The organism is Flavobacterium rivuli WB 3.3-2 = DSM 21788, from assembly GCF_000378485.1.
Taxonomy (GTDB): domain Bacteria; phylum Bacteroidota; class Bacteroidia; order Flavobacteriales; family Flavobacteriaceae; genus Flavobacterium; species Flavobacterium rivuli.
Genome location: NZ_KB899982.1, coordinates 1 through 24,198, shown reverse-complemented (window position 1 = coordinate 24,198; position 24,198 = coordinate 1). Strand labels below are relative to the sequence as shown.

The following is a 24,198-nucleotide window of genomic DNA, read 5'->3' as shown; positions in this document are numbered from 1 at the left end:
GTGATGTTATTACGTTTTTATTGTTGGGAAGGAGAAGTGTTTACTTCAGGATAAATTCTGCCGACCCGCGCAGATCGGTTGCTGAAGCGCCTATTACAGCTTCAAATTTTCCGGGTTCGGCAATCCATGAGCCTTTAATGTCGTTATAGTACGACAGCATACTTTTATCAATTGTAAAAGTTACCAATTTTTCTTCGCCCGGGTTCAGGGATATTTTTTCGAAGCCTTTAAGCTCTTTTACAGGTCTTTGCAGTGTTGATTTTTCATCTTTAATGTACAATTGTACTACTTCTTTACCTGCAACGTTACCTGTGTTTTTTACGGTTACTGTTACAGTCAGCGTTTGCTCATTTGTCATAGCTTTTGCAGAAACAACAGGTTTACCGTATGTAAAAGTGGTATAGCTTAACCCATAACCAAAAGGAAACAAGACCTTTATTTTTTTAGTATCATACCAACGATAGCCTACAAAAATATCGTCTTTGTAATACACATTGGTTTTATCGCCGGGATAAACCGTTGCATCAAACGAATGTGCACCGCAGTCTTCTAATTTTACAGGAAATGAAAATGGCAATTTACCACTTGGGTTAACTTTGCCACTTATAACGTTTGCCAATGCATTACCTGTTTCCGATCCTAAAAACCAACCCTGAACCACAGCAGGTACTTTTTTTATCCACGGCATTTCAATTGCATTTCCGCTTATAAGTACCATTACCATTTTAGGGTTTGCCGCTACAAGCCCTGTAATTAATTCATCCTGTTTAAATGAAAGGCCATATCCGGCACGGTCACTGCCTTCAGAATCCTGTTGATAGTTTTTATTAAGGCCGCCAACAAAGATCACAATATCAGCCTCCTTAGCCAGTCGAATTGCCACAGCACGAAGCGAATCGGTTTTTGCTGACGGGATTTCGTCTATCCTGTCATACAATGGGCGCCCGCTTTCATACCCTTTTGTATAGGTAATTTTATCGCCATACATGGCCTGCAAACCTGCGAGGGGAGTTATGTTTTTTTTAACCTTAAGTGTAGACGATCCGCCGCCATCCATCAAATTTCGTGTTGCATTTTCGCCTACAACCAGTATCTTTTTATATTTACCGGCATCAAGCGGCAGTAGGGGAGCTTGTTTAGTGGCTACAGGTTCGTTTTTTAATAATACAATACCGTCCTCAGCAATAGTACGGGCAACGTTATGGTGCTCTTCATTGGCAAAACTGCCCCATGGCCTTTCCCTGTTCATAGAAGTGCGAAAGATCAATTTCAGTATACGGCCTGCCTTATTATCAACCGTGCTCATAGGTACAGCACCTTCTTTCAGCATTTTCATATAAGCATCTGCCATATAAAAATCGTTGTACCCAAATGCCGACTCAGTAGTTAACCCGTTAGTGTACGATCCCATTTCAATATCAAGGCCATTTAATGCACCTTGTTTGGTATCGTGAACGCCACCCCAGTCGGATATTACTACCCCATCAAAATCCCAGTCTTTTTTCAGGATTTTATTGAGTAAAAGATCACTATGGCAGGCATGCTCGCCACGCACTTTATTATAAGCGCCCATTATACTCCACACGCCTCCCTGTTGTACCGCTGCTTTAAAAGCGGGCAGGTAAATTTCGTAAAGGGCACGGTCGCTAAGCTCAACATTAATATCCAGCCTCAGCGTTTCCTGATTATTTACTGCAAAGTGCTTAACACAGGCAGCAACGCCATTTTTTTGAACCCCCTGTATGTAGGGCACAACCATTTGAGAGGCAAGGAAAGGGTCTTCACCCAGGTACTCAAAGTTACGGCCGTTTAAAGGGGTACGGTAAATATTTACACCGGGAGCCAGTAATACATCTTTGTTCCTGTAACGGGCTTCTTCGCCTATGGCGCGGCCGTATAATCCTGCCATATCCCTGTTCCAGGTGGCGGCAAGGCAGGTTAGGGCAGGGAAGGCGGTGCAGGAATCGTTCGTCCAGCCGGCACCATCCCAGGCATTCCACAGCTGTTCTTCGTGCACACCATGAGGGCCATCGCTCATCCATAATTCAGGAATACCTAAACGTGGCACTCCGGGAATGCTAAATTTACTTTGGGCGTGGCACAGTGCTACTTTTTCCACTAATGTCATACGCGAAAGCGCATCTTTAACGCGGTCTTCCACAGGCAGCTTCTCATTAAGGTAGGTGGGTGCCTGCCCTAATGCAGTGAGAAAACAAAAGATAGCGGCTATTGATAGTCCTAATTTTTTTTTCATTTGATATTACATTCAGCGTCTATAACAATCGCATTAGGTTTAAATAAGTAAAAAGCACGACTAGTCGTACTTTTTACTTATTTAAAATTGTTTATTAATATCTGTTCAGATATTATTTCAGGGTAACTTTCTGCTCACGGCCGTCATAGGTTACGCTCTGTCCGTCAGCATCATAGTTAAATGCTTTAGGTTTATCTTTGCTAACTGTTACAATTACAAACGTGCGGTTTTTAAGCATTCCGTCAAACTGGCCTTTGCGCTCGCCAATTGTAAGTGTATTGTTTGTGTTATTATAAGTTAAGCTAATGTTGGCATATTTACCGGTTTCGTAATTATAATTGCTGTCTTCATCTTCATAAAGTGTGAAGCTGCCGTCTTTACCTTTATACACATACAAAACAATTTTGTCTGCCTTTTTTTCTCCGGTATATTGTATTTCAGGGCCTACAGGAATAATAGATCCTTCTTTTATAAATAACGGTATGTGTTCGTAAGGGGCATCTACGCTTACCTGCTTGCCGCCGGTTATGTAATTTCCTGTATAGAAATCATACCAGTTAGAACCTGCCGGGAAGTAAACATTACGGTTACGCGCCTCATAGCTGTAAACAGGGCACACCATAAATGCAGGGCCAAACATAAACTGGTCGCTTATGTTTTCTACTTTTTTATCTGCCTGGAAGTCCATAAATAGCGGACGCATAATTGTATAATCATTAAAATAGGTCATACCTGCCATTGTATAAATGTAGGGCATAAGCCTGTACCTTAAATTAGTATAGTATACAATAGATTTATAGGCAGGGTGGCCTTCCGGAGCAATATTCCATGGCTCACGGTACGGGAACTGGCCGTGTGCCCTGTACAGAGGAGCAAAAGCACCAAACTGAAACCAGCGTGCATTTAACTCTCTCCATTCTTTATAATCTTTATTTTCCTGTCCGTTTTTATCATACTGCTGCTGCCCGGCAACATAACGGTCTTCTACACAAAAACCGCCAATATCCATTGTCCAGTAAGGAATACCACTTACGGCAAAATTTAAACCGGCCGAAATTTGTGCTTTCATATCTTCCCAACGGGTAGCAATATCACCACTCCATGTAGCGGTAGAGTAACGCTGTAAACCGGCAAAGCCCGAACGTGTTAACAGGAATACCCTTTTATTTGGGGCAACGCTGCGCTGGCCATTATAAATAGCCTCGGCATTCATTAAGGCATAGGTATTAAAATATTCTGTAGACGATCCTAATGCCGTAGGCCCACATAATGCTTTACGATAATCCATATCAGTACAGTCAAGTACATTAGGCTCGCTGGCATCCATCCACCAGGCATCAATACCTAACGGGTATAAGTTATCATATATCTGTTTCCAGAATAATTTACGGGCACCACCGCTGTAAGCATCATAAAAAGAACCTACATAACCGGGGCCTACCCAGTCGCGAACACTGTCTTTAATTGCCTGCTGGTACATCCAGCCTTTCCTGTCGAATTCTTTAAAATGTTCGGTCGTTTTATAAAATTTAGGCCAAACAGAGATCATCATTTTACCGTTCAAGGCATGTATAGAATCTACCATACCCTGCGGATCCGGGAAACGTTTTTTGTCAAACTCATGGCTTCCCCATGCATTTTCTTCCCAGTAATTCCAGTCTAATACTATATTGTCAATCGGAATTTTACGTTTCCTGAATTCTTTTAAGTTAGTAAGGATTTCATCCTGCGTTTTGTAGCGCTCACGGCTCTGCCAGTACCCCATAGCCCATTTAGGCATGATTTGAGATTTTCCTGTAAGCATACGGTAGCCTTTAATAATTTCATCAGCATCATTACCATAAACAAAGTAATAATCCAGTTTTTTGTTCATTTCACTCCACCAAACCTGGTTATCTTTCTCATCTGCCTGCTGCGGTGTTAACGCACGCAAACCACAATAAGATGTACCGCCATCCGGCTGCCACTCAATACGTAAAGGCACGCGTTTTCCAGCTTCTAATGGCATAGAAAATTTATAACTGTTAGGGTTCCATGCTGTCCTCCAACGTTCAGGAACCACTAATTTATTGTTTAAATATACTTTTACATAACCTGCATAGTAAAGCGTAAATTTAAAATCGCCGCTTTCGGGAGCTTCAATTTCTCCTTCGTAGGTTACATTGGCATTTTTTAAAGGAAAATTTTTAGGCAGGTTTTTAATGCTTTTAATATCTTCAAAGAAAATAGATTCTTCGTTACGCACTAAAGTTTCCACACCCTTATCTTTAGAGGTATAAGTGCCTGTTAAAGAACCCTGTTTTCCCGTTTTATCATACAGTTTAAAAACGTTATTTAGCTGTTTGTAAGGGCGGCTGTCGCCAAAACGGCTTAAAGAGTAGCTGTCCCATAACAAACCATAATTTTTGTTAGATACTATAAAGGGTACAGACACCTTAGTATTGTACTGAAATAACTCTTCGCTTTTGCCTTTATAATTAAACTCATCAGCCTGGTGTTGCCCTAAACCATGAAAAGCTTCATCTGCCGGCGAATTAAAAATTTGACGTACCGAAAATCCTTTTGTGCCCTCCACCTCAATAGGGGTAAAGGTTTTGCCGCCGCCCTGTTTTTCTGCTAAAATTACTTTACCGTCTTTATCCTTAAACTTCACACCACCATCTAAGTTAGAAACGGCTACCCTTAAACGGGATGTAACAAGCATGATAGAATCTTTATGGCTGTTATCTACTGTAAATGGGGTGTTTTTAAGTCCGGGTACAATAATAAGCGTAGAATCTTTTGGGAATTCATTATCAGGAGTCGCAGACACGTGAATAAGTTCGTCCCTTACTACCTGTAAGCGCACCTTATGGGTGTCTGTTTTACTTTTTTGCTTAACATTTACAACAACACCACCATCTATCATTTGGTATTGTTTAGCAGAACAGCCGGCCAGTAACAATCCTACAAGCAGGATATGTATTTTTTTTCGTATCATTAAAGAATAGTTTTAATAAAATAATGGGTTGTAAATATGTTTGAGTGTATTGGGTTTATTATGTTTAAATAGTAAGGTAATGTTTTATAATTCTATCATAATTATATAATTTCAACAACAGTAGTCCACTTTAAAATAGTATCATAATTTATTTGTACTTTATGTATTATATGTTCAAAATGTAATTTACAGCACAAACGTTATAGTAAAATAATTGAGCACGCAATTTAGAAAATATAAACGAAATAAAGTCAATAAGACCATAAGTTTATTTCATTTAAATATTTAACTTTAACATCGCAAATAAAACAACCATAATGGAAGATAAAAAAATTATTCGCTGGGGTATTATAGGCTGTGGCGATGTTACCGAACGTAAAAGTGGTCCCGCTTACCAAAAGACAGAAGGCTTTGAAATTAAGGCTGTAATGCGCCGCGATATTGATAAAGCCGCCGATTATGCCCGCCGCCACAACGTAGATAAATATGGCGCTGATGCCGAAGCCCTTATAAACGACCCGGAAATTGATGCCGTATATATTGCCACACCGCCCGATACCCATAAGTTCTATGCACTTAAAGTAGCACAGGCAGGAAAACCCTGTTGTATAGAAAAACCCATGGCACCTACCTATGCCGACTGTGTAGAAATTACCAACGCCTTTGATGCTAAATTCCTGCCTTTGTTCGTGGCCTACTACCGCCGCTCGCTGCCCCGTTTTCTTAAAGTAAAACAATGGATAGAGGAGGGGCGCATAGGTACCATTCGTAACCTGCACTGGCACCTTACTAAAACCCCCTCAGCATTAGATATTTCGGGCGAATATAACTGGCGTACCGATGCTACAATTGCTGCCGCCGGTTATTTTGAAGACCTTGCCAGCCACGGCCTGGATCTTTTTATCTACTTTTTTGGTAATGTCAAAGAAGTTTCGGGTGTGAGCTTCAACCAGCAGGGACTATATAGTGCTAAAGACGCTGTTGCTGCGAGCTGGCTGCACGAATCGGGTGTTACCGCTACCGGAAGCTGGAACTTTGGTGCCTTTGAAAAAGCTGATTCCGTAACCATTTATGGCAGTGCAGGTACAATAACCTTTGCTGTTTTTGATGATGTGCCACTGGTGCTTACTAATGCTGCAGGCAGGGAAGAACTGGTTATAGACCATCCCGAAAATATACAGCTCTACCATGTGCAAAACATGAGGGAACACTTGCTGGGTAACATAACGCATCCGTCTACCGGGCATACGGGAGCACACTGCAACTGGGTACTCGATAAAATAACAGGTACTATATAAAATAAAGGCAGCTCGCGGCTGCCTTTATATATTGGCTATTTGGTCTCAATTTTTAATACAAACGCCTTATCATCTGTTTTTTGAGATGGCGTTGTAAAATGCAATCCATTCTCATCGAGGCTGTATTTTATAGTCTCAGTAGACCCTAACACGCTTACCTTTTTAATCTTAGGGATTGTATTAAGCGTTTTACCGCTAAACGACTCTAATGTTACCACGCTGCTATTGCCGGGCCAGCCTAATACTATTGCATAAATAGTATTGCCCTTACGTGTATAGCGAATATCTTTTGCGCCATAGCTAACCTTATCTGTAAACATACCGCCTTTTTCCAGTTTTGCAGGGCCTTCGCCATATACATTCCAGGTACGGCTGCCATAAATAGCTTCTCCGTTTACACTAAGCCATTTGCCTATGCTCAGTAATATATCCTGTTGGTTTTGTGGTATGGTACCATTTGCCATAGGCGATACATTAAGCATTAGAGCACCATTTTTACTTACAATATCGGCTAAAAGGTCGACAATTTCATCGGCAGTTTTAAGGCCCAAATTATTGGTATAACTCCAGCTGCCCACAGATACGGTTTCATCTGTAAGCCAAAAATCCTGAGTAATGGCATTGTTACGCCCTTTTTCAAAATCTTCAAGGCTAACCGTTTTAGGTAGCTCACCTTCTTTGTGGGTAACTATAACCTGTTGTTTTTCTTCAACCGAGTGGTTAAAGTAATGTGCTAAAAATTCCAGTTTGTATTTCTCAGGTATTTTGCTCATTTTACTGTCAAAATAAATTAGGTCAGGCGAGTAATTATCAATCAGTTCGCCCAGTTCTCCTAACCAGTTTTTAAAAAACTGCTCCTGCGGAATATTACCGTACATAATGCTAAGCAAAGGGTCTGTAGAGGAGGTAGCCATATCCGGATTGTAAGGGAAATAAGAAATATCATCCAGCCATTTGTCCGGGTTATCTTTATTTATCTGCAGGTTACGGTCTTTATGAAAAGAGGTTACCAGTTTTAATCCGCGCCCATGTATTGCTTTAGCAAGTTCGCCCACTATATCGCGATGCGGACCCATAGCCATACTGTTCCACGGGTTTATTTTACTGTTCCAGTTGCTCCATCCATCATGGTGCTCTGCTACAACACCGCCAAATTTCGCACCCGCTTTAACCATAAGGTCGGCCCATTCATCGGCATTAAAATTTTCTGCTTTAAACATAGGTACAAAATCATGATAGCCAAATTTATTTAGTGGCCCGTAAGTTGCTACCTGGTGTTTGTTTTCGTCGCTGCCCACCACGTGCATGTTGCGCGGGTACCAGTCGTTTGCATAAGCCGGTACCGATAATACCCCCCAATGCGCATAAATGCCAAACTTGGCATCCTTAAACCATTCTGCGGTTTCGTCATACTGTGCTAATGATTCCCATGTAGGTTCATAATGCATTTTTTTAGGAGCAGTATTTTGAGCGGAAGAGCATCCTGAAAGTACAACCAGTGCTGTTAAAGATAGTAGTGTTTTTTTCATACAGATTGTATATAAAAAACTCCGAAGAAACAGTTTATGTTACCTCCGGAGCTTTACTAAATAAAATTTTTATTTTATAGATATAGTTACCTCACCTTTAATGTTTCTTGATGAGTTGCCTATTTTAAAAATATATTTACCTGGCTCTACAGTCCATTTTTTTGATGTAACATCATAGTAAGCCAGTTCTTTAACCGGTACTGCAATAGTTACCGTTTCGCTGCTTCCTGCTTTAACCATTGTTTTTGCAAAACCTTTTAGCTCTTTTGCTGCACGGCTAACTTTAGAATCTGCTTTGGAAGAATATAACTGAACTACCTCTTTACCATCAGCCTTACCTGTGTTTTTAACCACTACAGTCATCTTGATGGTATCATCAGCATTATACTCTTTTTTGTCTGCTTTAGCATTGTTAAGCTCAAATGTAGTGTACGATAATCCGTAACCAAAAGGATATAACGGCTCAATGTTTTTAGTGTCAAACCAACGGTAGCCTACTAAAAGCCCTTCTTTGTACTCTGCTGTTACACCACCTGGGAAACTGTTGGTAGCATGGGCAGGAGAGTCAGATAATTTTTTAGGCATTGTCCATGGCAATTTACCCGATGGGTTTACTTTACCAAGTAGGATATCAGCCAGGGCGTTACCGCCTTCAGAACCATTGTACCAGCTCCACACAATAGTAGAATGTTCTTTTTCGATCGTGTTGATGTCAAAAGGCGCGCCGGCTACAAATACTACAATAGTTTTAGGGTTTGCCGCTTTAACGGCTGCTATAAGTTTTTCCTGTCCAAAAGGAAGGGAAAGATCTTTACGGTCAGATGCTTCAGTTTCATAGTTACGGTTAGAACCCACAAAGAGTATCGCCACATCCGATTTTTTAGCAGCCGCCACAGCATCTGCCACCATTTTAGGGTCAAGTTCGTTAACGGTTTCTTTAGCTTCCTGTGTTACTTCGCCAAATTTCATTTCTTTTTTAGGCTTGAATTCGGTCTTGTAACCTTCAGCATAATTTATTGTAACCGATTTTGGCAATTTTGCAGTAAGTGCTTCCAGCGGAGTAACCTCACGTTTGGTTTTTACACCGGCACCAAAACCACCCTGGGCATGTTTAGCAGTAGCATTAGCGCCTATTACAGCAATACTTTTTACACCGTCTGTTTTAAGTGGTAAAAGGTTCTCATTATTTTTAAGAAGTACTACCGACTCTGATGCAATGTTGTAAGCATCTTTAAAATGCGCCTCAGTACTAATGCTACCCTTTGCACGATCCTTAGCTGTTCCCATTGCTTTAAGGTTGAAAAGTAGTTTCAATGTTCTCTTAACATGCTTGTCTACTTCAGCTTCGGTTACAGTACCGGCTTTTACAGCAGCAAGAAGCGGCTTTGCAAAGTAAAACTCATCAAAAGATGGTTTATTGGTACCCATTTCAAGGTCGGTACCGGCTTCAAGTGCTTTTTTAGTGCTGTGTACAGCATCCCAGTCGGATATCACAATACCTTTAAAGCCCCATTCATCCCTTAGGATATTTTGCAACATGTAAGGATTTTCACATAAATACTCACCACGAAATTTGTTGTAAGCCCCCATAACACTATAAGCATGCGCCTCTGTAACCGAAGCCTGGAACGCCGGAAGGTAAATTTCACGAAGTGTACGCTCATCCATAAGCACATCTAATGTACCACGGTTGGTTTCCTGGTTGTTAGCAGCATAATGTTTTATACAAGCAGCAACATCCTGCTCCTGCACACCTGTAACGTAAGGTACAATAAGGGTTTTATTTAAAAATGGGTCTTCGGTCATGTACTCATAAGTACGGCCGCCAAGTGGTGTACGTATAATATTAAATGCTGGCGCTAAAAGTACATCCTTACCTCGGGCACGGGCTTCTTCGCCTATAGATTTACCAAAAGTGTGTGCCATCTCCGGGTTCCATGTAGCCGAAAGGCCTGCACCGGCAGGGTAGTAAGTAGCAAAATCATCGGTACGGCCGGCAGGTGCCCAGCTCATACGCTCTATTTCTTCACGCACGCCAAGGGGGCCATCGGCCATATGCACTTCAGGTATACCCAAGCGCTCTGTACCCTGGTTAGTAAACATACTGTAACCGTGCAGCATACCCACTTTTTCCTCGATGGTCATTTTGCCTACTATCTCGTCTATCTTAGCATCATATTCATCGCTAAGTTCTTTACCTTCATAAACGGCTGCTACTTCTTTACCATCGGCAGTGGTAGTTGTTGTTTTGTCTTCTTTACACGATACTGTTAATAGCATCAATGCTGCCCCAAGGCATAAAACTTTGTTCTTCATCTTTGTGTTGGGTTAATTAATGGTAATATTTTTTTTCAGGGCAATAACGTCAGATGCGCCACCGGCCTGCAATTCTATGATATCTTTTTCGAGCTCAAACTTTTGGGTCTTGGTATTCCAGTATTCCAGGTCTTTAGCTTTTACAGTAAGGTTAACGGTTTTTGTTTCACCGGCTTTTATAAAAATCCTTTTAAAGGCTTTTAGTTCTTTTTCCGGCCGCGCTACTTTAGAATTGGTGTGCTTAACATATAGCTGAACTACCTCTTCGCCATCTCGCCTGCCTGTGTTTGTTACTGTTACATTTACGGTAAGGTTTCCGTTTTTATACAGAGAAGCAGCACTGGTTTCTATGGCCTTATAAGTAAAAGTAGTATAGCTTAAACCAAAGCCAAAAGCGTATAGTGGCTTGCCTTTAAAATACATATAAGTGCGGCCGTTACGGATGTTATAATCTAATAATGGCGGAAGATCTGTAACGTCGCTTACCCAAGTTTGTGTCAGCCTGCCTGCTGGGTTATAATCTCCAAAAAGCACATTAGCTAAGGCCGTTCCTGTTTCCTGGCTGTTCTGGGTCATGTGTACAATAGCAGGCACATGTTCCTGTGTCCAGTTTATAGCATAAGGAAAGCTGCTTATAAGCACCGCAACTGTATTAGGGTTAGCCTGGTATGCTATTTTAACAAGGTCTTCATGCTCTGATGTTATTGACTGGCGGTCTACCGCTTCCTTACCGTTGCTTGGCACGGGGCAGTCTGCCCAACCCGCGTTACACCACGGGTGGTTACCGATAAGCACAATAACAAGGTCGGCATTTTTAGCAATTGTAGCTGCTTTACCATCGGCATTGTTAAGGGCATAGCTAATTTTAATGCTTTCGCCCGCCTTGGCTTTAATACCCGTAAGCGGAGTAAAAGTGTAGGGTGGGGTGCCACTGTACCAGTCCAGCAATACTTCATCGGCACGCGGGCCAATAACTGCAATGCGTTTTACCTTATTACGGTCTATAGGCAACAGCTGTTTTGCAGGATCGTTCTTTAACAGCACGATCGATTTTTGGGTTGCCTCCAGGGCCAGCTTCTTATGGGCATCGGTTGTCCATGGGTCTGTAGCCTCTTTTTGAGTGCCAATAACTGCATAAGGATTGTCAGTTCCTGCATCCAGCATGCCAAGTTTTATCATCACGCGGTAATCACCACGCAGCACATCGTCGATATCTTTTTCTTTGAGGTAGCCATTTGCAATGGCGCCATATACACCGTCTCTATAATCGTCAAGAAACTGGTTTATACCTGCTTTTACAGCGGCGGCAGCCCCAAGATACTGATTTGGGTAATATTTATGGTCTGACAGTAATAATTTGAAAGCACCGCCATCAGTACAAATAATACCGTTCTGGCCCCATTCTTTTACTGTGATATCTTTAAGTATAGGGTGTACCATAGCAGGTATGCCGTTTATTTTATTATATGCTGCCATGTAAGCCCGTGACCCTCCTTCTTCAACACCCATCCTGAATGGTACAGAATAATATTCCCTCAAAAGCCTTTCATCAAAATCAGATGAGGTATAGGTACGGCCGTCTTCGTTACTATTAGCTAAAAAGTGTTTAATTAACGCTGCGGTTTGCCAGTATTTGCTGTCATTGCCCTGAAGCCCTTTTACAAAAGCCACGGTCATGGTACCATTAAAAAAGGCATCTTCACCATAGCTTTCTTCGGTGCGTCCCCAGCGTGGGTCGCGTGCCAAATCGGCATTTGGTGCACGAACCACAAGGCCGCCGCGGTTATAATGCTGGTAGGCATAACGGGTTTCAATAGCTTCCACGTTCGCCACTTTTTGCAGTAATTCGGCATCCCATGTTTCACCCAGGCCATACGCCTGCGGAAATGTTGTAGTGGTAACCACCTCTTTGCCCTTGCCTTCCCAGTGCCCGGGTCCGCCTAACGCCAGTCCGTGCAGTCCTTCTACATGCCCGGTACCTTTTACATTAAGCCGGGCAACAGATGGGTTAGTGCTCAGCGCCATAATCTTTTCATCAAGCGTCATAAGCTTTAGCAGGTTATCTACACGCTTCTCGGTATCCAGTTTTGGATCCTGAAAAGGGTATTTTTCCTGTGCCCATACGGGCGACGCTATCAATATAAAAATGAGGAGTTTATAAAACTTCATACTCTGTTTATAGATTTTCAGAACGGATAGTTTACCGGTTATGTTGTATTATGATATTTGTGTTCGTAATTAAGATAAACCGGGAACTTTGGAAGTCAAAACAAAGCCCCGGTTTTCAAACTAACTAACCCAAATAATTAATTTATTTTATCCATTCTGTCTTAAATGTCGTTTTTGCGCCCAACGGATTTTGGCTTACCTCAAAGCTGCTGCCTTTTTTATCGGTAGTTACAGTTTTTACTGTATCGCCACCCGGCAGGAATACTTTACCGGTTGCAGTGGCAGTACCTTCAGCAGCATATACTTTTAACGTCAGGTTTTTCCAGTCCATATCCTGTGTAGATTGTGCCAGTTTTATGTGTGGTATAACCGCACCATTTTTAACCAGTACAACAATAGGAATGTCGCCGGCTTTAATTTTATGCCAGCCACCGGCATATACCTGTTTCGTCTGGTAATCTATCCATTGTCCCGGCGGCAGGTATACATCCCTTTCGGTTACCTCTTCCAGTAATGGCGCAACGAGGATATCCGACCCAAAAAGGTATTCGTTATCTATTAACCATGACCCAGGATCGTTAGGGAATTCTACAAAGAGTGCACGAAGCATAGGCAATCCTTTTTCTGAACTTTCTTTTGCCTGTGCATATATGTATGGCATCAGCTCATAACGCATATTATCTGCATTTCTGTAACCTTTTAAAAAGTCTTCGCTGTATAACCATGGCTCCCTTGGCGGCTCGCCGTGGCTGCGCACGTGAGAGGTAAGCATACCAAACGGTGTCCACCTTCTGTATAAACTTTCCGGCGATTTTGTTACAAACCCGCCTAAGTCATGGCTCCAGAAACTAAACCCTGAAAGCCCTAATGATAATCCGCCACGCAAGGTAGCTGCTATAGCGCCATTATTGGTTTCGGCATCGCCACCCCAATGCAATGGGTAGCGCTGGCTTCCTGCCCATGTACTGCGAGCCCAAATAAGGGTATAGCCTTTTTCTTTTTGTGTAATTTCTGCTACGGCTTTATTATAGCGCAGTGGATATAAGTTGTGCTCATAAAACCCTGTACGGCCGGAGTGGTACAAACCATCTGCAGGAGCGGCTTCGCCAAAGTCTACCTTAAATACGGCAACGCCCTGGTCAAACAAATGTTTTAGTTTTGCCTGGTACCATTTAACAGCATCAGGATTAGAGAAATCTAACACGGCATCCTCATAAGGCAAATTTCCTTTCCTGTCTTTTACAACAAGTCCCTGATCTACAACTTCGTTAAACAAAGTGTTTTTTGGAGTAAAATATGGTAGCTGCCAAAGGCACACGTTAAAGCCATCTTTTTTCATGTCGGCCATCATTTTAACGGGATCGTCAAAACGCTTACTTGCAAACTGATAGTTGTTCCTCCAGTCTACGTCAAACCAGCCTGTATCAAAATGGATAACATCGCTTGGTATTTTATATTTCCTTAAGTTTTTAGCAACTTCGCGGCCTTCCTTTTCAGAGAAGTAAGTAATGCGGCTCATCCATAAACCAAACGACCATAATGGCGGCATAGATGCTTTACCCGTCAGGTCGGTATACTCATCAAGAATATCTTTAGGCTCACCTATAAAAAAGAAAAGGTCGGCTTCATCATCGCCAAGCATCATTTTGTTAGCGCTTGAATAATATTTCCCAAAGTCGAGAGTAATTGGGGCAGAGGTATGCATAAACACCCCGTAGCCGCGGCTGCTCATGTAAAACGGTATAGGCTTGTATTGGGTTTCATTCTGAACGCCATTGGCATCGTCCGCCCATAAAATCATTTTTTGCCCACGCTTGTTAAAGTTTGTGAACGATTCGCCACAGCCAAAGATTTTTTCGTCTGGCTCAAGACTAAATACCGGTGCCATACTGCGGGAATAATCGCTGTTGCGGCGCACGTAGCTAAACGGCAGGGTAGGTGTGTAGGTGTTTTGCAAATCGCTGTCATGCAGTGTAGATGTAAGCAGTTTGCCCGTTGCATCATACACTTTTACATGCCAGGGTTTTGCTATGATTTCTACAGACCCGTATTTACTTGTGTATTTATGTCCGGTAGGTGTCTTGCTATATTTCCAGCTTTCCGGGTGGTTAGGAGCTGTACCGTTAATCAGCATAAGCGATTCTGACGGTTGGTGGAATTGCGGGCCGGAGCTCATTTTTATCCTGATGGTACGGTCTGACACAAACTGTAAGGCAAATGGCTGTACAGGTTCTGCCTCATACTCTGTAGAAGGAAATTCGTTTGGTACCGCCAGGTACGGTTTCATTTCAATATTATTAAAGGCCATCCTGGTTTTATAATTAAACCTTAAATACTTTACCGTACCTTTTCCTGTGGCAGGATCAAAAGAGGTAAGCTCATCGGCAAAATAAAACGTGTTTAAATAATTTTCAAAATCTCTGCTTACATCAACCGGGGCGTTGAGCACATCTGCATTCTGAATCTGTGCTATGGCAACGCCGTTAAAAAACAGCATTCCCGATGCGGCTAAAAGGCAATTCAAGCGGTTTGTTTTCTTCATTGGTTTGGGTAATGTTGAATTAATATCTTAAGAAACCGGGAAAGCTATTAGTTGGCAGTCTTAATTTGTATAACGCTATTTTTAAGCCCTGCCGCACTTGCCGCAAGTTCTAGGTTGTCTGCCTTATCGCCCGCCTGTATAATTACAAGGCATTTACCGTTAAGCGCAGTATGTTTGTTGCCCTTGTAAGATTCATGGCTTACAGGGTCGCCACTGCAAACCCCCACAATTTTGCCGTTGCCTTTAAGGGTAAAGGTAATTTCGTTATTAGCTGTAGCAGCAAAAACACCCTTAGCATCGGTAATGTCTACAGTTACAAAACTAAGGTCGTTACCGTCGGCTTTAATGGTGGCACGGTCGGCAGTTGCTTTTAAGGCTGCGGGCGCACCGGCGGTTTTAATCTCTTTTTCAAGAACTGTTTTACCATTTTTACGCGAAATAGCTTTTAGTGTTCCCGGCTCATAAGGTACTTTCCATATAATATGCAGGTCGTCTCCCTGTTTGCTTTTTTTGCCAAGAGATTTTCCGTTGAGGTAAAGTTCTACTTCATCGGCATTATTGTAGTAAGCCCATACATCTACATTTTGTCCTGCTTTCCAGTTCCAGTGCGGGAATATATGTAATACAGGTTTGTTAGTCCATTCACTTTGGTACATATAGTACACATCTTTAGGGAAACCTGCAAGATCTGCAATACCAAAATAAGAACTTATAGATGGCCAGCCATAAGGTGTAGGCTCGCCTATATAATCAAACCCTGTCCAGATGTACATACCCGACAGGTAATCGTGCTTTTTAATAACCTTCCAGGTAGCTTCGTGTGTGGAGCCCCACGGTGTCTGTACCTGGTCATAGGCCGACACAGTATTACCCGGATTTCCTTCGTTAAAAGGTATATCCCATCGCACCGGCCATTGTTTTATAGTGTCTGAATTTGCATCATAATAACCGCGTGTGGCCAGTGCCGATGTAGTTTCGGTAGCTATAAAAGGTATGTTAGGAAAGTTCTTTTGGTGCTGTGTATACGTTTGGTGCGCATAGTTGTACCCAATAAGGTCTAACGCGCCCGATGCTGCAAGTGCATTGGGTTGTGCCGCTGCATTGTCAAACTGGGTGGTAACGTTATTGTTAACCACAATAGGCGGGTTCATTGCCGCTGTTATAGGTCGGGTAGTGTCTATAGCTTTTACAATAGCAGCCAGTTCTTTACCTATTTTTGCTCCCTGTTCGTTCCATTGTTCCGGGATTTCGTTGCCTATGCTCCATATAAAAATACTAGGGTGGTTACGGTCGCGGTACAATTGGTCCTGTAAATCGGTTACATGCCACTTGTCCCAGTCTTTACTGTAATCATCAGGGTTTTTAGCCTGTTTCCACATATCAAAAGATTCATCCATTACAATAAAGCCCATTTTGTCGCAAAGGTCTAATAACTCAGGGGCGGGAGGGTTGTGTGTGGTACGTATACCGTTAACCCCCATCTCTTTCATTATTTCAAGCTCACGTTCCATAGCACGCGTATTAAAGGCAGATCCTAATGCGCCAAGGTCATGGTGCAGGCAAACACCTTTTATCTTCACATGTTTGCCATTAAGGATAAAACCTTTAGTGGCATCAAATTTAAAAGTACGTATACCAAAAGGTGTTTCATAGGTATCCAGAATATCGCCGTCTACCTTCACCTCGGTAACCGCTTTATAAAGTTCCGGTTTTTCAACCGACCATAATTCCGGATTTTCAATGCCGGTTTCCTGGCTTATGGTTTGTTCGGCATTCGCCGGAAGTTTAAGCTCTTTGGTAACAGCGGTAATTTCCTTATCGCCTTTATATATAGTGGTTGTAATTTCAGCAGATTTTTCGGCAGCAAATTCATTTTTAACGATGGTTTGCAGTTTTAAATTGGCTTTTGTGGTGTTAGCTACGGGTGTTGTAATGTAAGTACCATCTGCTTTTACATGTACTTTTCCGGTAGTTTCCAGCCACACATTCCTGTAAATTCCTGATCCCGAATACCAACGGGAATTAGGCTGTTTGGAATTATTTGCTTTTACAATTATTTCGTTCTGTTTGTCGCCATAGTTTAAGTAGGGGGTAAGGTTATACCTAAAGCTTATATAGCCATTAGGGCGTTTGCCCAGGTAGTGGCCGTTTATCCATACCTCGCTGTTACGGTATATACCATCAAACAATATTGTGGTAAGTTTTGTGCTGTCCTGTGCTTTTACGGTAAATGTTTTTTTATACCAGCCAAGGCCGCCATTAAGTGCGCCACCGCCTACACCGGCAGGGCTTTTCTCGTCAAAATTTCCTTCTATGCTCCAGTCGTGCGGAAGGTTAAGTGTACGCCATTGGGTCGCAGTCCCTATAGTGTCACGATCTTTAATGCTGTCATTCAGGTGAAATTTCCATCCTGAATTAAATGAGGTTTTTCTTTCGGCAAGTGCTTTACTGTCTTTAGTGCCACAGGCAATAAAGGTAAAAAGGCTAAATGCCGCCAGTGTTTTTATAATTTGGGTAGTGTAATGTTGGGTCATAGATGGGTTTTAAAAAAATGCCGGTAAGCAGGAACCGCTTACCGGCATTATAAAATTTATGCTGGTTTGTAATGGAAAACAATTAGACAAACACCTTCACCGGTACGGCTTTGGTTTCTTATAACCGCAAGGCGTAAAGAGTTGTCTGATAGTTCTACTACTTTTACTGTAGTCCAGTTACCTGCATCAGGACGGTAATCGCCGCCTGACAGTAGCTCAGTACCACCATTAAAGGTCAGGGTGTGTGCAGCAATATCAAAACTAAAGCTGCCTGTTTTTGAAGTCTGGGCATCTGTGGTAAGTGCAGTTTGAGAAACAGTAGTATTGTAACCACCGTTAAGGTCAAACTTCATGCTACCCCAGTTTTTGTTAGGCATTACCCAACTGTTACCTGCATAATCAGGAAACCAGTTCCAGAAATCTGTACCCGTAGTATTATATGGATAATCTAAACCTGCCCAGCCAATAGGGCTTTCCATATCTAATACCCATGTTTTACCATTTACACCATTAGTAAGCATGTTCCATTCCGGTGCGCTAAAATATTCAGCGTTATTACTTGCTATCCTAACTGGTACCGGTGCTGCGGCTACAGCGCCGCCACGTGTGTAAGCAGTAAAATAAACACTGTAATTACCTGCAAACGGGAACGTAGTGCTTACCGTTTTCAGGTTAGAGTGCCCTAACTCATTACCGGCAGCATCTGTATAGCTCCAGTAAGGTATTACATCATCCATGAGGTTAGTCATAGTAACAAGATTAGGGTTTAAAGGATCTTGTGTTACCGAAATGTTTATTTCGGAAGGACTAACTCCTGTTGCAGGAAGGCTCTGGCGGTCTTCCTCGGCCTCGCAGGAAAACAGCAACGTTGCTGCCATAACACCCACAAGCATTTTTGTCATCATCTGTTTCATAATCATCAATTTTTATAATTTAAAATTACCATCCCGGGTTTTGTGTTATAGCACCATTAGAAAGCAGTATCTGAGACTGTGGCAGTGCAAAGAAACCTAATGTTTCCGGCCTGAAGTTTACAGTAAATTCTCCTCCCATATTGGTAGCGTTTATAGCAGTGGCAGTAACACCCATACCTTTTCTTATAAGGTCGAAGTAACGGTGCCCTTCCAGTGCAAGCTCCAGCCTGCGCTCGTTCATTATACTTGTCATATTTACAGGTACGTTATTTGTTGTATTGCCAAACGCACGGCTACGAACCCTGTCAAGACAGGTTTGTGCAAATCCTGCATTACTGTCAAGGTTAAGTTCTGCAGCGGTAAGCAGTACATCTGAAAAACGGATAAGCGGAATATCTTCATAGTTGTCTATCTGGAAATCTCCTATAAAAGCAGGATCCAGTACACGGGTTAATTTTTTCCATGCATAGCCTGTATACTGGCGTTGGCCACGGGCATCTGCATCAAAATTAAGGCCTTCGCCCACATAGTCTATAATGGTAGCTTTCTTACGGGTATCTGCGTCAGAATATGCATTAAACAACGCAGGTGTTACAGGCCCACCGCCCCATCCTTGTCCGTAAGGGGCAAGGTCGCCGCCACGTGTAGAAATGTTTACAGAGAAGCGGTTACCCTCATGCAGGTTCCAGTTAGCGTTACCAGAGCTGTTAAAGCGGATAGCAAAAACCATTTCGGTATTGCCTTCGCCTGCATAGGTAACACCCTCTGAAGCAGATGAACCAAGCCATAAACTGGCAAAGTTACTTACAAGGTCGTGGCCGCTGTTATTTACAACATCATTTATATAGGTAACAGCCTCTGCTTTAGTTACTACACCTGCAAGGTCTGGCTTGCTGTAATAATCTGTGTAAAATAAAAATGCTTTACCCAGGTATGCTTCTGCAGCCCACTTAGTAATACGTCCATAATTTACGTTGCCCGGTGTAGAGTAATTTTCGTTACCAAGGTTATCTGCAGCAAATTTAAAATCGCTTGCTATAAGTGCATAAGTAACATCTGCAGGGGCGCGGGGAGAGGTAAACTCACTTGTTGTTAGCGGGTGGTCTAAAGGTACGATATCTCCAAATACCCTTGCCAACTGAAAGTGGAAGTATGCCCTTAAAAAGCGTGCTTCTGCTTCGTACTGCGTACGTAATGCTGTATCAGCTCCCCAATTAATATTATCGAGGTTTTTTAGCAATACGTTAGCCCTAAAAATACCTATGTAGGCATTTTCCCAAATGGGGTCGTTCATCTCTTTATCAGTTACAAACTGAAAGCGGTCCCATTCAAGGATAGTATTGCTATCTGCAGTACCAAAACCACCGTAGCAGTCATCAGATGCAATCTCTGTGTTCATAAGTGCTCCGCCATAGGCTTCGCGCTGCAAAATATCGTATACAGCTACAAGGCCTTTAAAACCATCCTGCGGTGTTTTATAAAAGTTCTCTTCTACCTGTTGCGTGTAAGGACTGTTTTTAAGAAAGTCGTCGCTGCAAGAACCAAAGGAAAACATTAATGCCAATACTGCTACTTTAATTATATTTTTTTTCATTTTCAATTTTTTTAGAAATTAACACTTAAACCCATCATATATGTCCTTGGCTGCGGATAGAAACCTACGTCTATACCTCTTGCCCACGACTGATTTGCATTACCAAAACCTACCTCTGGATCCAGTCCTGGATATTTGGTAAAAGTGTAAAGGTTGTTAGCAGATACATAAAGCCTGAACTGAGAGAATGTATCACCAACAAATTTTGAAAGTTTAGCGATATCACAACCCAATGTAACTGTTTTGATCCTGAAGAAATCGCCATCTTTCATATAAAGGTCGCTAAATTTAGTCCAGTTACCATTAGCATCTGTACCATAAGTAACCCTTGGCAATGTGTTAGAGCTGCCTTCTGTTGTCCAACGGTCAAAGATCTCCGTAGTGTAATTGTTAAATGGCCTTGAATAATCACGAACACCATAAGCTATCTGGTTACCGCCTACACCATACGTATATACAGAAAGATCGAAAGCTTTGTAGTTAAGCTGGAAGTTTACACCATAATGAAAATCAGGATTAGGATCGCCTATCTGGGTTTTATCATCGGCTGTAATAGATCCGTCGCCGTTACGGTCTACAAATCGAACATCACCTGGTTGCGCATTTGGCTGTATAGGGTTGCCTCCCTGCCTGTAAGCATCAATTTCTGCCTGGTTCTGGAAGATACCTGCTGTTTGCAAACCATAAAAGTATCCTATAGGATGGCCTTCCTGCACACGGTTCATCTCGTCAAGACCCTGGAATAAAAGGTTGCTTTCGCCATATATAATACCATTTGTAGTTGCAACCCTTGTAACTTCATTTTTGTTTTTAGAGAAGTTTGCGTTTACGGTAAGTCTCCAGTCATCGCCAAATTTTGTATTGTAATTAAGGCCTATCTCAAAACCTTTATTGCTTATGTCTCCACCGTTAACGTATGGGCCTAAAGCTCCTGCAATTTCCGGGACTTCTTTTAGTACGATCCAGTCTTTAGTCTTTTTATCGTAGTAATCAAACGTAAGGGTAAAGTTAGTAAACAGTGTAGCATCAAAACCAAGGTCTAACTGCTCAGAAGTTTCCCATTTTAAGTTAGGGTCGTTAAGGGCATCCGGGCTTGCACCTACCTGTAACGGTAATTCGCTCGATCCTGTACCAAAATGGTAGTTTTTATCGTATGAAGATATTGTAGACATGTAAGCAAATCTTCTTGAAAACTGGTCGTTACCGTTTTGTCCCCAGCTACCACGAAGTTTTAACGCTTGTAAAACTTTATTTTCTTTTGGGAAGAAGCTTTCCTGGTCTACATTCCATCCTGCAGAGAATGAAGGGAATACTGCCCATCTTTTATTTGGACCAAATTCTGACGAACCGTCACGGCGCACAGTAGCAGTAAGAAGGTATTTGTTGTCATAGTCATACAATATCCTTCCAAAGTAAGAAGCAATATTATAGTCATAACGTGTACCGCTTACTGTATTTTGTGTAGGGTCTGTAACGTTATCAAGGTACGCATGGTCGAAATCATCAAATATAAGATTCTTTCCAGATGCTCCTGCCGATTTTAGAATGCGCTCACGTGCAGACATACCGGCTAACAGGTCTAAATTATGTTTACCAAATGATTTTTTGTAGTTAGCAGTGTTTTCCCATATCCATGAAAAATTGTTTGTAGCAGTCTGGTTAACTGTAGAAAGCAAATTGTAAGATACAGTAGATAATTCATACTGCGGCGTAAAGGCGCGGTAATCATCACTGTAAACATCTACACCAAAAGATGTCCTTAATGTAAGGCCTTCTACAGGGATAACATCTGTAAATACGTTAGCTACAAAACGGTTAGATCTTGTTTCTTTAAAGTTGTTGTAATATAATAAACCTGCAGGGTTACTAATATCTGCACTCAGGTCAGAACTTCCGTAGCTGCCGTCTTCGTTAAAGGTAGCATAGTTAGGAGGAGTATTAAGAAACCCTCTTATAGAGTTGTTGTAAATACCCTGATCTGCAATACCGCGGCTTTTTGTATTGGCATACGAAAAGTTCTCTCCTATTTTAAAGCGGTCTTTAATTACATTATAGGTTGAATTTGTTGTAAATGTAACCCTGTCATAGCTCGACTGGTTGTTTTGGCTTCCTATAATACCATCCTGGCCGTAATAAGAAATACCTGTATTGTAAGTAGCTTTATCATTACCACCGCTTATAAGCAATGAATGGTTTTGCTTCATAGCACCATCGTTAAACAACTCGTTTTGCCAGTTGTTACTTTTCATGCCGTTAATTTGCTCTTGTGTATATAATGGGGCAGACCCACTGTTTACACGTGCCTCATTCATTATTGTAGCAAATTCACCTGCATTAAGAAGGTCTAATCTTTTATATGTTTCCTGAAAGCCTGTATAGCTGTTAAAAGAGATAGTTGTTTTTCCTTCTTTTCCTTTTTTTGTTGTTACTAATATTACTCCATTTGCTGCACGCGCACCATATATGGCCGCCGCCGAAGCATCTTTTAATACGTCGATCCTTTCGATGCTTGAAGGGTCAAGATAACCAATACCGTTATCTACAACAACACCGTCTACCACATATAGAGGTGTAGCATTGCCTACAGTACCTGCACCACGAATGTTTACTACCATGCCTGCACCGGGTTGTCCTGAGCTTTGCGTTATAGAAACCCCAGATGACTGGCCTTGTAGTGCACTTGTTGCATCTATACTATTAGTTTGTTGCAGGTCTTTACCACTTACTACTGTTGTAGCAGCTGTAGATACCTTTCTTTTTTGTGTACCGTAGCCCACAACTACGATTTCGTTAAGCTCAGATGCGCTTGGCTTTAAATTTGCATTAATTGCCGACTGGTTATTTACGGCAATCTCCTGCGATCCAAAACCTACAAAGCTAAATACCAACACAGCGTTGGGTGCTGCTGTAATTTGGTAATTTCCGTCAATGTCAGTGCTTACGCCATTACTTGTACCTTTTTCTACAATATTTACCCCCGGTAGTCCAAGGCCGTCTTCTGTAGAGGTTACTTTACCTGTTATTTTTTGCTGTGCAAATGCAGGCAATGCCAGCATAACAAAGAAAAATGACAAGCAATAAGTAAGCACTTTAGGCGGAATACAAATTTTACTTTTCATAATAATTCAGAGTGTTTGGTTAGAGTTCATTTAGTTTGGGTGTAGTCTCCTAATAAGCGTTTGCAATAATTTGTTCAAATAATTCCTGCCTGCCGCTCTTAGGTTGGGGTTCTCCATTCTGACGGGCAATTTCGCTTAGGTTTTCTAAAGTGAGCTCTCCTTTTTCAAACCGGGCGCCTTTGCCGCTGTCAAATGATGCATAACGCTCCTTGCGCAACTGCATATAGTTAGTATTCTTTATAATATGATCTGCACTTATAAGGCCACGGGCAAAAATATCCATACCACTTATGTGTGCTATAAATTTATCTTCAAGGTCGGTAGAATTCCTGCGCACTTTAGCATCAAAGTTAATACCACCGCCCTGTAAGCCACCTGCCTGAAGGAAAACAAGCATAGCCTGTGTAACCTCATAAATATCTATTGGGAACTGGTCGGTATCCCAACCGTTCTGGTAGTCACCACGGTTAGCATCAAGAGAGCCTAACATACCTGCATTAGCGGCAAGCTGCATTTCATGCTCAAAAGTATGCCCTGCAAGGGTAGCATGGTTAACCTCAAGGTTTAATTTAAAGTCGTTTTGTAATCCGTATTTATTAAGGAAGCCAATACAGGTAGCAGCATCAAAATCATACTGGTGTTTCATAGGCTCCATAGGCTTAGGCTCTATAAGGAATGTTCCTTTAAAACCCTGGCTGCGGGCGTAATCCCTGCATATGGTAAGAAATTGTGCCAGATGGTCCTGCTCACGCTGAATATCAGTATTCAATAAACTCATATACCCTTCACGGCCACCCCAAAAAACGTAGTTCTCTCCACCTAATGCGATAGTAGCATCAATAGCAATCTTAGCCTGTGCACCGGCATAGGCCACTACATCAAAGTTAGGGTTGGTAGAGGCACCATTCATGTACCTTGGGTTGCTGAACAAATTCGACGTTCCCCAAAG

At 42.0% G+C, this 24,198-nt stretch carries 12 protein-coding genes; 1 reads left to right on the top strand and 11 read right to left on the bottom strand.

What is annotated here, in order from left to right; genetic code table 11:
• Positions 1-40: 40 nt before the first annotated feature.
• Together F565_RS0120405 and F565_RS0120400 are read right to left on the bottom strand one after the other, a co-directional pair.
• Positions 41-2,254 carry a beta-glucosidase family protein gene (locus tag F565_RS0120405; RefSeq protein WP_020215107.1) on the bottom strand — a complete coding sequence of 738 codons (2,214 nt, stop codon included), beginning with the start codon at positions 2,252-2,254 and terminating at the stop codon, positions 41-43.
• Between the two features lie 112 nt (positions 2,255-2,366).
• Positions 2,367-5,234: a TIM-barrel domain-containing protein gene (locus F565_RS0120400; protein WP_020215106.1), complete on the bottom strand. Its 2,868-nt coding sequence runs from the start codon at positions 5,232-5,234 to the stop codon at positions 2,367-2,369.
• Positions 5,235-5,551: 317 nt separating this feature from the next.
• On the opposite strand from F565_RS0120400, the gene F565_RS0120395 reads away from it, so the two are divergent.
• Positions 5,552-6,532 (top strand): Gfo/Idh/MocA family protein, encoded by a 981-nt coding sequence (locus F565_RS0120395; protein ID WP_020215105.1) that lies wholly within the window; start codon positions 5,552-5,554, stop codon positions 6,530-6,532.
• 35 nt (positions 6,533-6,567) lie between these two features.
• Here F565_RS0120395 and F565_RS0120390 read toward each other — a convergent pair whose 3' ends face one another.
• The 9 genes from F565_RS0120390 to F565_RS0120350 all read right to left on the bottom strand — a co-directional run.
• Entirely contained in the window at positions 6,568-8,061 is a 1,494-nt protein-coding gene (locus F565_RS0120390) for an alpha-L-fucosidase (RefSeq protein ID WP_020215104.1), read from the bottom strand.
• A gap of 69 nt (positions 8,062-8,130) precedes the next feature.
• On the bottom strand, positions 8,131-10,377 hold the full coding sequence (locus F565_RS0120385) for a glycoside hydrolase family 3 C-terminal domain-containing protein (protein ID WP_026300212.1): 2,247 nt from the start codon (positions 10,375-10,377) through the stop codon (positions 8,131-8,133).
• Between the two features lie 12 nt (positions 10,378-10,389).
• Positions 10,390-12,546 carry a glycoside hydrolase family 3 C-terminal domain-containing protein gene (locus tag F565_RS0120380; protein WP_026300211.1) on the bottom strand — a complete coding sequence of 719 codons (2,157 nt, stop codon included), beginning with the start codon at positions 12,544-12,546 and terminating at the stop codon, positions 10,390-10,392.
• A gap of 142 nt (positions 12,547-12,688) precedes the next feature.
• Positions 12,689-15,043, bottom strand: a complete 2,355-nt coding sequence (locus tag F565_RS0120375) for a glycoside hydrolase family 31 protein (RefSeq protein WP_020215101.1) — start codon at positions 15,041-15,043, stop codon at positions 12,689-12,691.
• 92 nt (positions 15,044-15,135) lie between these two features.
• The gene (locus F565_RS0120370) at positions 15,136-17,622 is read right to left on the bottom strand and encodes a glycoside hydrolase family 2 TIM barrel-domain containing protein (protein WP_020215100.1); all 2,487 of its coding nucleotides are present in this window, start codon (positions 17,620-17,622) and stop codon (positions 15,136-15,138) included.
• Between the two features lie 56 nt (positions 17,623-17,678).
• Positions 17,679-18,536 (bottom strand): hypothetical protein, encoded by an 858-nt coding sequence (locus tag F565_RS0120365; RefSeq protein WP_026300209.1) that lies wholly within the window; start codon positions 18,534-18,536, stop codon positions 17,679-17,681.
• A gap of 25 nt (positions 18,537-18,561) precedes the next feature.
• Positions 18,562-20,130: a RagB/SusD family nutrient uptake outer membrane protein gene (locus tag F565_RS0120360; protein ID WP_020215098.1), complete on the bottom strand. Its 1,569-nt coding sequence runs from the start codon at positions 20,128-20,130 to the stop codon at positions 18,562-18,564.
• An 11-nt stretch (positions 20,131-20,141) separates the two neighbouring features.
• The gene (locus tag F565_RS0120355; RefSeq protein ID WP_026300208.1) at positions 20,142-23,249 is read right to left on the bottom strand and encodes a SusC/RagA family TonB-linked outer membrane protein; all 3,108 of its coding nucleotides are present in this window, start codon (positions 23,247-23,249) and stop codon (positions 20,142-20,144) included.
• A gap of 49 nt (positions 23,250-23,298) precedes the next feature.
• Positions 23,299-24,198, bottom strand: a 900-nt coding sequence (locus F565_RS0120350; RefSeq protein WP_026300207.1) for a xylose isomerase, incomplete at its 5' end; no start/stop codon positions are given.